Source organism: Ochrobactrum sp. Q0168 (assembly GCF_016427605.1).
Lineage (GTDB): Bacteria > Pseudomonadota > Alphaproteobacteria > Rhizobiales > Rhizobiaceae > Brucella.
The window spans coordinates 233836-244124 of the sequence record NZ_JAELXQ010000007.1 but is presented as its reverse complement, the minus strand read 5'-3'; the positions used below and the strand labels follow the sequence as shown (position 1 = coordinate 244124).

Here is a 10289-nt window from a genome sequence, read left to right as displayed (position 1 = left end):
CAACCCCGCGCAAGTGTCTTGGATTCAAGACACCCGCTGAAGTGTTCGCCTCCCTTTTGCAGGAACCAGCATAATCAGATATGCCTCATCAACGGCATGATGCACTTGGGATAGCTTTTCCACCGGGTGGGTTCTAGCTTGAAGTGCGATTTGCAAGCGAGGTAGTTTCGTATCAAGGGTTGATCCATTCGGAGGCCATGACCACGCCAGCAGGGTCATAGGTGAATCTCGCCCTGCGATTACCCTCCCGCCGAAGCTGAAACCAATCCAGTATACCCGCTCGAAAAGCCAATACCCCGAAGTGGAGTTTACCGTCTGCATCGTTTACGGGTTTAGATGCGGACGGCTTTTCGTTAGTCGCCAAGGCAAGCTCATCTCCGGGCGGGCCTCCTGCATAGGTCGCACGCGTCCTAGCGGGGAGCATTTCCCAAGCTGTTTCGGCAACTGAGCTACCCGGCGCGTGAAGTTCAACTGTTCCCTGCAAACGAAGCTGCAGACGCGTCTGTGAACAGTAACCGAGCAAGGTCGCATAAGGGTGCGCGCCAAATTCTCGCCATTTGGCGCTGCGTGTATCCGTGTGTAATTCAAGCATTCGTTTGGTCACGTCGGTTCGCCGAAGCACAACCATTCGCGCCTGAGGGAGGTTTTCGGCATCAACCGAACAGAGATTCACATAACGGAAGCCCGATTCTGGAGAAGCCGCCGCCGCTTCTAGCTCGCCCCATGCAGCAAGTTCGACTTCCTCGACGTTATCCATTTAGCATCTCCCCATACGATAAAAAGCGGCGCTGACCTGATAGCCGGCACCGCTTCTTGATTGTTCCAGACAAGAACCGATCAAACGGAACGGGTCACGCCACCGTCAACGCGAAGGTTCTGTCCGGTAATGTAACCTGCCCCATCAGACACCAGAAACGCGATCGTCGCGGCGATTTCCTCTGCCGTGCCATAGCGGTTCATCGGCACGCTGTCGCGCCTTTCATCCGTAGACGGAAGACTGTCGATCCAGCCGGGCAGCACATTGTTCATACGGATGTTCTTGGCGGCATAGTTATCCGCGAAGATCTTGGTGAAGCTGGCCAGACCCGCCCGGAATGTCGCCGAAGTCGGAAACATAGCCGAAGGCTCCGAGGCCCATGCCGTCGAAATGTTGACGATAGCGCCCCCGCCCTGTGCTTCCATGATCGGCGTTACCAGACGGATTGGGCGTACAGCGCTCAGGAAGTAAACCTCCATGCCCTTGTGCCAGTCTTCGTCGGTCAGTTCGAGGATCGGCGCACGCGGACCGTGACCGGCAGAATTAACCAGTGCATCCACCCTGCCCCACTTTTCCATCGCCAGATCGACAAGCCGCTTCACATCGTCATTGACCAGATTTGAGCCAGTGACGCCCACGCCGCCCAATTCCTGCGCCAGCGCTTCACCCTTGCCGGACGAAGACAAGATCGCCACGCGATATCCGTCCTGCGCCAGCTTCCGTGCAGCCGCTGCGCCCATGCCGGAACCGCCAGCGGTGATGATTGCAACTTTTTCTCCAGACATCAAAGGCTCCTTTGTTTCGATATTGAGCACACTATGCCAAATTTCGATAAGACTTTCGCGCCAGAAAGAAACACATTATACTGTAGAAAAGCTACAGGCTAATCCATGAACCCGTCACGCCGCAAATTGCCTCCATTAAATGCCCTGCGCGCCTTTGAAGCTTCAGGCCGCAGGTTGAATTTCCGTGCCGCGGCGGACGAATTGCGTGTCACGCAAGGCGCTGTTGCACAACAAGTCCGTGCGTTGGAGGATCATCTCGGCCTGACGCTTTTTCATCGCCTGCCACGTGGATTAGCCCTGACTACGCAAGGTGCGAACTATCTGGCGGATGTGACCCGTGCTTTCGATACGCTTGGAGAAGCGACCGGACGGCTTCTGGACAGACCGGAGACGGTTACGATTAGCGTTACGCCGACTGTCGCGGCGAAACTTCTTATTCCACGACTGGCCAGACTTCATGCAGATCTCGCAGATGTGGAATTGCGCACCGTTGCGACGGAGGCGGTTTCCGATTTCGACCGGGACAATGTGGACATTGCGGTGCGCCTCACACGACCACCTTTTCCGTCTACGCTTGATGCAAAACTGTTGTTTCGTCAGGAACTGGTAGCTGTTGCCAGCCCCTATCTCATCGACGGCAGGCCTTTGCCGCTGACAAGCAAACAGCTTCGGGAAATGCCGCTCCTTCACGATGCGCATAATCGCTGGCCCGAGCTTCTCGGCTCCAAAGGAAAACTGCCAGGCGCGACGTTCAACCAGACAGCACTTGCACTGGATGCTGCTCTTGCCGGTCAAGGCGTCGCTCTCGCATGTAGAGCCTTCGTTGCGTCCGACCTGGCGACCGGACGACTGGTGCAAGTAGCCGAGCCTACTATCATGATAGAACCGGACTATTACCTTGTTCGCAAACGGTCGACCTCACCGAGAAAGGCGGTCGATGCCGTTTGGAACTGGTGTTCTGAGCGGTTGCTGCTGCCCGAAATGAAGTAAGGCCGAAACTGCATAGTCTTGCTAAGGGTTAGCCGACGTCCCGAAACCGTCTGTTTTCTAGAACCCAGAAGAAGACAATTGTTATGACGAGCACGATCAGAAGCAGGATGAACGCTGCTGCCGAACCCTCGTTGAGGGAGAGCCCGAGAAACGCCTGTCTATAGGCGAAGAAGCTCAAGACTTCCGTCGACGTGCCGGGGCCGCCCTTTGTGAGAACATACGTCAGATCATACGTGCGGAACTCATTGATCAGCTGGATGATGATGGCGATAGCCGCAACGGGACGCAACATCGGCAGCGTTAAGTACCAGAACTGTTCGATCTTGCCAGCACCGTCTACTTCCGCTGCCTCGTAAGGGTCACGCGGCAACGAAGCCAGTCCAGCCGCAAGGATAAGCACGACAAAGGATGTCTGCTGCCAGATATCGATGGCGGCCATAGACCAGATTGCGAGGTCCGACGAGCCAAGCCAGTCAAGCCTTGGCAGACCTATGGTCTCCATCATGTGGTTCACAATACCCAGATTGGGCTGCAGCAGCATACGCCAGATAAGGGCGACACTTACCGGAGACATGGCCATCGGTATTGTCAGGATTGCGAAGTAGATGGGTTTAGTTTTCACGACCGCGTTCAGCATGAGCGCAATCCCCAGCCCGAGTATAAACTCGGCAACCACGGTGATGATCGAATATTTGACCGTCAGCCATAGTGAATTCCAGAACTGAGCATTGCTCATGATGCGCGCGTAGTTTTCAAAGCCCGTGAACGGTAACAGCGATGGCCGCATCAGTGTCATCGAGGAAATCGACATGAGAACGGCATACAGTAGCGGCAGCCCCATGACGACTGCAAGTGTCAGTAATCCTGGCAGGGAAAACGCCCAGCCGGTTTTCCAGGTTCGGTCGATTGCAGTGGTGGACGTGGACATACGAACGTTTCCTAGAATGCCGCTGGGATCAAACTGAAGATTTTCTGCCGCCCTCCCTTTCAATAGGGAGGGCGGCAAAAGCATTATTTCTTGAGAAGGTCTTCCAGACCGGAAGCGGCTGCCTTTATGGCTGCGTCCGGCGTAATCTCACCGCCTGCCGCCTGCGATACTTGCGTACCGAGAACATCTTCATACTGCGCCGAATAGGCGAATATCGGGAACGACTTTCCAGAAGCGACAACATCCAGAGCCTGCTCATAGAACGGGTACTTCTTCAAGACGTCGGCGTCCTTGTAGACAGCTTCGCTGACAGGCGCATGGCCCTCAAGCGCGCGTGCGACGCCGATCTTTTTGCTCTGCACCCACTTGATAAAAGTCCAAGCTGCTTCCTGTGTTTCTGGCGATGTATTCTTTGGAATGCCCCAACCCCAGCCACCGCTTTCGCCATGGCCACCCGGCATCACGGAAAGACCGACCTTGCCAGCAACATTCGGGCACTTTTCGGCATTGTCCATCTGAGGCAGCATCCACCAATAGGTAACCATGCTGAAAGCTTCACCGCTGCACATGAGGCGCATCGTATCATCCAGCGTGGCAGACAGTGCGCCTTGTTGCGCCGCATTCTTGATCGCATCGACATAAAGTGTCAGCGCCTTGACAGCTTCCGGGCTGTCGAGCGTGACCTTGCGGTCCTTGTCGAGATAGCCGCCACCCGCCGAGAACAAGTAGTTGGAGAACTCCATGCTGTTCGGATCGCCACGCTGGCCCTGCATGGCCGCGCCCGCAACATTTGCCTTCGCCTTCATGAATTTGGCGACCTGCACATAGTCTTCAAGCGTTTCTGGCTTCTTCAGCTCGGCATTGAACTCGTTTTTATAGGCTTCCTTGAGCTTTGGATCTTCCAGCAAGTCTTTTCGATAAAGCATGCCCATCGAGTAGTTGTACATCGGCAGGATCGGCATGGCCTGGTCAGTCCGACCAAGCAGATCGAGTGTCGAGGGGATAAATTCGGACAGATCAAGCTTGTCGCGTTCGGCGAGAGGCTTCAGATCGGTCAACCAACCGGCAGCGGGAAATTCGCCTGCCCACAGGAAGTCCACCTCAAGGAGATTGTAATAGCTTTCAGGCGAGACAAGCTGCGTGGCGAGCTTGTCATGCATGTCGCCATAGCCCACCTTTTCAAATTCCACCTTGATGCCGGTTTCCTTCTCGAAGTCCGGCAGCAGTTTTTCAATGATGTGCGTTTCGGGCACATCTTCCATCAGGGCGCGCAGCGTGACGGTTTCCGCCTGTGCGTATCCTGCACCCGCCAGAAGAAGCAGGCTGACGCCCGCCATTAATTTGTTCCCATATTTCAGCATTTTCGTGGTTCCCTTTGTTATGTTTACCCGCATGCAATTTATCTTGGCGTCATTTGACGCTGCCGAATGTGAGCCCCTGCACGATGAAGCGCTGGATGAAACGCGATGCGATCACGAGCGGCAAAATGGCCAGAATGACGCCCGCCGCCACTTTCGCAATCTGAACCCCATTGGAGGTCTGTAGAGAGGCAAGACCAACAGGCACGGTCGCTGTCGCCGGGCCGCTCAGCACCAGAGCAAACAGGAATTCGTTCCAGGCAAGGATGAAACCCAGCACACCTGCCGCTGCGATACCGGGCAGAGAAACAGGTACGACAATACGCCAGAACGCACCCCAGGCGCTGGCGCCATCTGTCTGCGCTGCCCATTCCAGATCAACAGGAATACCCTCGAAGAAACCCATGAGAATCCAGATCAGGAACGGCAGATTGATTGCAGCATAAGCAATCGTCAGGCCGAGCACAGAATTGGTCATGCCCACGGAGCGGAACAGCATGAAGGCTGGCAAGACAATAGCCACTGGCGGAAGCATCTGAGTGGCAAGCACGGTAAAGCGGGCCAGCGGACCGCCTGTCTTGAAGCGTGCAAAAGCATAGCCCGTCATTGCCGCAAAGGGCAGCGCGAGTAGCACAGACCCCGTCGCCACAATCAGACTGTTGAGGTAATAAACGCCAAAGCGCTTTTGCGTGAACAGATCCACATAGTTCTGGAAGGTGAACTGTGGCATCAGTTCGGTGGAATAGGCCATCTGCTCTGGAACAAAGCTTGTTCGAAGAGTCCACAGCAATGGTAACAGGATCGCAAGCGATACGATGAAAAGGCCCGTATGGATGACTATCTTGCGCATCGCCATCTCCTAGACCGTCACAAGGCCGGGTTCTAACGGTGGTCGTTTGATCACCTTTTCGGTCTCGGCATCAAAGAGATGCATCGGTCTGGTATCGATGAACAACCGTACCTTTTGCCCGACTTCGGCGGTAAAGTGGCGGCTCACGCGGGCATTCAGTTCCAGCGGTTTGTCGTTTCCAATCTGCCCGATGACGACCGTCTCGACGCCCAGTTTTTCGACCGCAACGACAGTCAGATCGAGCGGTTGCCAATCGGGATTGTTCTGGGCTTCGTAAATGTCTTCAGGCCTGATGCCTAACAGAAGCGGTTTGCCACTGCTGGTCGCATAGTGCGGCTTGTGCATCGCTGGAATGCGAATATCGACACGATCGCCCTTTGCCTGCAACTCGCCATCGCCAGATGACGTGAGTTGCACAGGGATGAGGTTCATCGGCGGTGTCGCCAGAAACTTTGCAACAAAGGTATCCGCAGGATTGGCATAAACCTCCAGAGGAGCGCCTACCTGAACCATCACACCGTCGCGCATGATACAGATGCGATCTCCCATGGTCATGGCCTCGACCTGATCATGCGTCACATGGATGATGGTCTTGCCAAGCCTGCGATGCAGCTTGACCAGTTCCAGCCGCATTTCTGCGCGCAATTGTGCATCAAGGTTTGAAAGCGGTTCGTCGAGAAGAAAGGCGTTGGGCTCGCGGACAATCGCCCGGCCAAGCGCAACGCGCTGGCGCTGCCCGCCGGACAGTGCGGCAGGTTTGCGATCAATATATTTGTTCAGCCCCAGCATATTGGCAGCATCGGAAACCTTGGCTGCAATCTCGGCAGCGGGCACGCCACGCATCTTGAGACCGAAGCCCATATTCTGCCGCACGCTCATATGCGGATAGAGTGCATAGGATTGAAACACGACCGCAACATTGCGATCTTTTGGCGGGAGCCGCGTCACGGATTTACCGCCAATACGCAGGTCGCCGGAGGTGATGCCCTCAAGCCCTGCTATCATGCGCAATGTCGTCGATTTCCCGCAACCAGATGGTCCGAGAAAAATTACAAACTCGCCGTCCTCGATCTTGAGATCGACATCACGCACCCCATAGGCGCCATTGGCGTATAGTTTGGAGACGTGTTCTAGTTCGATCGACGCCATTCAGGTCTACCCTTCTGCACGATCAGCGACACGGGCCATTTTTAGCCGGCCGCCGTTATTCCCCTGGAGGTGACTGCACTTTGTCAGCCATTCTTGTTCGTGGGCGTCTCACATCTGGCGTGAAGCGCCTTGTCTGCACTAGGTCGTATAGACGCCGCCGGTCACATTGATGCCTTGTCCGGTCATAAAGCGCGCGCCATCCGAGCAGAGGAACACAACCACTTCAGCGACATCTTCCGGTTCTTCGAGACGACCAAGCGGGGTCTGCGATACGTAATCGGCAATGACCTGTTCAGGGGTAATGCCGCGCAGTTCCGCTTCCCATTCCACTTCACGCGATTGCATGGAGGTTTTCACGAAGCCGGGACAAACTGCGTTCACGCGAATTCCATTCGGCGCGAGTTCACGCGCCAGTGCTTGTGTCCAACCAAGAACTGCAAATTTGCTTGCTGAATAATGGGCCAGAAGCGGCGCTCCAATCTTGGCGGCGAGCGATGCCGTATTGACGATCACGCCCTTGGTGTCGCTGGCGAGAAAATAGCGGGCGGCAATCTGATTGGTCAGAAACACGCCACGTGTGTTGACGTCGAAATTGAAGTCCCACTCTTTGTCAGTGAGGTCGACAGCACGGTTCATCGTGGAAACACCAGCATTCGCCGCGACGATATCAAGACCACCCCATTGGGCGATCAGAGCATCGAAGCCCGCCTCGACGGATGCGCGCTGGCTGACATCCATCGCCAGTCCGACAGCATCGCCGCCAAGTTCGCTTGCTGCGCGTTTCGCAGCATCACCGTTGATATCGGCAATTGCGATGCGAACGCCATGGCGCGCCAATGCACGCGCTATCGCATTGCCTATGCCAGAAGCAGCACCCGTCACAATGGCGCGCTTGCCGTTCAGTTCGCTGGCCAGTTTGTCCGGCATTACAGCGTTGGTCATTTTGTTCACCCTCGGAACGAATGTTATCGATCACGAAAAAGCATATTCACTGTTTGATTATGTTGGCAATACATAAAATTATGTTCGTTTATGTTTTTTTGCGATTGATTTTGTTCGATCCTTCTCCTAATGAATAAGTTGAATGTCTGGTCGAACCACCGGAGGAAAGCATGACGGACAAGCAAAAGGACATCCAGCCAGCGGATGCAAAACGGCTGCCTGCCCGTGTTCGCCATGCCCATCTCGTCGACGCCGCACGCAAGCGAGGATTTCTCCAGGTTGTTGATATTGCTGCTGAACTTGGCGTCTCTGAAATGACCATTCGCCGTGATCTCGTTGAACTGGAACGCGACGGCCTGCTGGTTCGAACCCACGGCGGAGCGGTTATCGACGAGGACGCGCCGGAGCCTTTTCTCGACCGCGAGGAACCTGCCTTTTCAGCCCGCCTGCGTGAACACAATCCCGAAAAGATGAGCATCGTCGCCAAGGCACTGGAACTTGTTGAACGCCGCATGAGCGTCGCGCTTGATGTCGGTTCGACCACTTATCTTCTCGCCGAAGCCCTGTGTGACACGGTGGGTGTCAAGTTTTTTACTTCCAGCCTCCGGACCGCCCAGCTTCTCGGCGGTGCACAACGCGAAGTCTACGTCCCTGCTGGTCAGATCCGCGGTGAAGAGCTTTCCATCTGCGGCAAGTCGGCCTGCGATGAATTTGAGCGCCTGTGGTTTGATATCGCCTTTATTGGCGTTTCGGGCATTACGGCAGATGGTCTCTTCGATTATTCGCCGGAAGATAGCGACCTGAAGCGGGTTTACCTGCGCCGCGCCAATCGCAAGGTGCTTCTCTGCCATAGTGCCAAGTTCAACCATATGTCCCTCATCAGGATCGCCGATCTCGATGAAATCGACGCCCTGATCAGCGACGCGGCCCCTCCTCCGAATATCGCCAGCGCGCTTTCCAGAGCGAATGTCGAAATCATTATCGCTCCCCCAGTTACAGGCATTTGACCGGAAATTTCCATGAGCTGCGTTCTAGGTCTTGATATCGGCACCACCTCTACGATCGGCATTCTCGTGCGACTTCCGGACGAAGTGCTCGGCATCACATCGCGACCCGTTACCCTGACGTCGCGTCAGCCCGGTTGGGCTGAAGAAGACCCGGAACAATGGTGGAGCAATTGCTGTGCCATCATTCAAGAGCTGATTGGCACAGCAGGCATCTCAGCCTCAGAGATTGTTGGCGTTGGTGTTACCGGTATGTTGCCTGCAGTTGTTCTCCTGGACGAGAATGGTGCTGTGCTTCGACCCAGCATTCAGCAAAGCGATGGACGTGTCGCCGCTGAAGTCGCGGAACTGCGCAGTGAAATCGAGGAATCTGAATTCATTGCCAAAGCCGGCAACGGCATCAACCAGCAGCTTGTCGCCACCAAGCTGCGCTGGATCGAACGGCACGAACCAGAGATCTTTGCCAAGATCGCAACCGTTTTCGGCTCCTATGATTACATTAACTGGAAGCTGACCGGAGAACGGCGGATTGAACAAAACTGGGCTCTGGAAGCTGGTTTTGTCGACATCGCAACCGACGAGTTGTCCCCGGAATTGATCGCCCTCACCCACCTGCCTTTGTCGGCCGTTCCAGCGAAGGTTTCATCTCATGCGGTCATGGGAACCATAACGAAATCTGCTGCCCTCTCTACAGGCCTTGCAGAGGGAACACCGGTCGTCGGCGGTGCTGCCGATATGATTGCCTCAGCGCTTGCAGCAGGTGTTTCGCAAGAAGGTCAGGTACTGCTCAAATTTGGCGGCGCGCTGGACATTCTGGTTGCGACTGCAAAGGCAGCGCCCGATCCGCGCATGTTCCTCGACTACCATCTGGTACCGGGGCTTTATATGCCCAATGGTTGCATGTCGACCGGCGGTTCCGGGCTCAACTGGTTTGCCGAGAACTTTGCAGGCGGCGAAAAGCAAGCTGCAGTTGATGCGGGTTTAAGCTTGCACCAGCATCTCGACACGCTTGCCGCGAAAATCGATGCGGGCGCTGACGGCGTGGCGATTGTTCCGTATTTTCTTGGCGAGAAGACACCTATCCATGACCCCTTCGCCCGAGGCACCATTACCGGTCTTAGTCTCAATCACAAGGTCGGCCATGTTTGGCGGGCATTGCTTGAGGCCTATGCCTATGCTGCACGCCACCATATCGAGGTGCTTCAGGATATGGGGCACCACCCCAAACAATATCTCGCTTCTGACGGCGGCGCGAACAGCCGCGTCTGGATGCAGATCGTTGCAGACGTGCTTCAGGCTCCAATTCGTCAACTCAAAGGGCATCCCGGCTCGTCATTAGGCGCAGCCTGGGCGGCGGCTGTGGGCGCAGATGCCGTAGACGGCTGGTCGGGAATTGCCGCTTTCGTTGAAAACGGCGATCTCATCCTGCCAAGACCCGAAAATGCAGCGACTTACAACAGCGGTTACCAACGTTTCCGCGAGATCTACACCAACCTCAAGCCGCTTTATAGAGAGTAATCACAACG

At 55.5% G+C, this 10289-nt stretch carries 10 protein-coding genes; 3 read left to right on the top strand and 7 right to left on the bottom strand.

Annotated elements, in window-relative coordinates; translation table 11 throughout:
• Nucleotides 1–172: 172 nt before the first annotated feature.
• Together JAU75_RS14845 and JAU75_RS14840 are read right to left on the bottom strand one after the other, a co-directional pair.
• Nucleotides 173–757 carry a pyridoxamine 5'-phosphate oxidase family protein gene (locus JAU75_RS14845; RefSeq protein WP_199057268.1) on the bottom strand — a complete coding sequence of 195 codons (585 nt, stop codon included), beginning with the start codon at nt 755–757 and terminating at the stop codon, nt 173–175.
• An 80-nt stretch (nt 758–837) separates the two neighbouring features.
• On the bottom strand, nt 838–1542 hold the full coding sequence (locus JAU75_RS14840) for an SDR family oxidoreductase (RefSeq protein ID WP_199057267.1): 705 nt from the start codon (nt 1540–1542) through the stop codon (nt 838–840).
• Nucleotides 1543–1647: 105 nt separating this feature from the next.
• Between JAU75_RS14840 and JAU75_RS14835 the strand changes: the two genes are divergently transcribed.
• Nucleotides 1648–2532, top strand: coding sequence for a LysR substrate-binding domain-containing protein (locus JAU75_RS14835; protein WP_199057266.1), 885 nt, complete (start codon nt 1648–1650; stop codon nt 2530–2532).
• Nucleotides 2533–2560: 28 nt separating this feature from the next.
• Here the strand turns inward: JAU75_RS14835 and JAU75_RS14830 are convergent, their stop codons facing one another.
• From JAU75_RS14830 to JAU75_RS14810, 5 genes are all read right to left on the bottom strand, one after another.
• Nucleotides 2561–3460 carry a carbohydrate ABC transporter permease gene (locus tag JAU75_RS14830; RefSeq protein ID WP_199057265.1) on the bottom strand — a complete coding sequence of 300 codons (900 nt, stop codon included), beginning with the start codon at nt 3458–3460 and terminating at the stop codon, nt 2561–2563.
• An 83-nt stretch (nt 3461–3543) separates the two neighbouring features.
• Complete coding sequence (locus JAU75_RS14825) at nt 3544–4797, bottom strand: extracellular solute-binding protein (RefSeq protein WP_247880506.1); 1254 nt, start codon at nt 4795–4797, stop codon at nt 3544–3546.
• A gap of 73 nt (nt 4798–4870) precedes the next feature.
• Entirely contained in the window at nt 4871–5668 is a 798-nt protein-coding gene (locus JAU75_RS14820; protein ID WP_078337097.1) for a carbohydrate ABC transporter permease, read from the bottom strand.
• A 9-nt stretch (nt 5669–5677) separates the two neighbouring features.
• Nucleotides 5678–6817 carry a sn-glycerol-3-phosphate ABC transporter ATP-binding protein UgpC gene (locus JAU75_RS14815; RefSeq protein ID WP_199057263.1) on the bottom strand — a complete coding sequence of 380 codons (1140 nt, stop codon included), beginning with the start codon at nt 6815–6817 and terminating at the stop codon, nt 5678–5680.
• A gap of 138 nt (nt 6818–6955) precedes the next feature.
• Nucleotides 6956–7759 carry an SDR family NAD(P)-dependent oxidoreductase gene (locus JAU75_RS14810; RefSeq protein WP_199057262.1) on the bottom strand — a complete coding sequence of 268 codons (804 nt, stop codon included), beginning with the start codon at nt 7757–7759 and terminating at the stop codon, nt 6956–6958.
• A 170-nt stretch (nt 7760–7929) separates the two neighbouring features.
• On the opposite strand from JAU75_RS14810, the gene JAU75_RS14805 reads away from it, so the two are divergent.
• Together JAU75_RS14805 and JAU75_RS14800 are read left to right on the top strand one after the other, a co-directional pair.
• Nucleotides 7930–8766, top strand: coding sequence for a DeoR/GlpR family DNA-binding transcription regulator (locus JAU75_RS14805; protein WP_199057261.1), 837 nt, complete (start codon nt 7930–7932; stop codon nt 8764–8766).
• A gap of 12 nt (nt 8767–8778) precedes the next feature.
• A complete protein-coding gene (locus JAU75_RS14800) occupies nt 8779–10281 on the top strand; it encodes an FGGY family carbohydrate kinase (RefSeq protein WP_199057260.1) in 1503 nt (500 codons plus the stop codon).
• The last annotated feature ends 8 nt before the right edge of the window (nt 10282–10289 follow it).

Bases quoted from the DNA above. Each gene is read 5' to 3' on its own strand.
- JAU75_RS14845 (WP_199057268.1), bottom strand. From the start codon at position 757: ATGGATAACGTCGAGGAAGTCGAACTTGCTGCATGGGGCGAGCTAGAA.
- JAU75_RS14840 (WP_199057267.1), bottom strand. From the start codon at position 1,542: ATGTCTGGAGAAAAAGTTGCAATCATCACCGCTGGCGGTTCCGGCATG.
- JAU75_RS14835 (WP_199057266.1), top strand. From the start codon at position 1,648: ATGAACCCGTCACGCCGCAAATTGCCTCCATTAAATGCCCTGCGCGCC.
- JAU75_RS14830 (WP_199057265.1), bottom strand. From the start codon at position 3,460: ATGTCCACGTCCACCACTGCAATCGACCGAACCTGGAAAACCGGCTGG.
- JAU75_RS14825 (WP_247880506.1), bottom strand. From the start codon at position 4,797: ATGGCGGGCGTCAGCCTGCTTCTTCTGGCGGGTGCAGGATACGCACAG.
- JAU75_RS14820 (WP_078337097.1), bottom strand. From the start codon at position 5,668: ATGCGCAAGATAGTCATCCATACGGGCCTTTTCATCGTATCGCTTGCG.
- JAU75_RS14815 (WP_199057263.1), bottom strand. From the start codon at position 6,817: ATGGCGTCGATCGAACTAGAACACGTCTCCAAACTATACGCCAATGGC.
- JAU75_RS14810 (WP_199057262.1), bottom strand. From the start codon at position 7,759: ATGACCAACGCTGTAATGCCGGACAAACTGGCCAGCGAACTGAACGGC.
- JAU75_RS14805 (WP_199057261.1), top strand. From the start codon at position 7,930: ATGACGGACAAGCAAAAGGACATCCAGCCAGCGGATGCAAAACGGCTG.
- JAU75_RS14800 (WP_199057260.1), top strand. From the start codon at position 8,779: ATGAGCTGCGTTCTAGGTCTTGATATCGGCACCACCTCTACGATCGGC.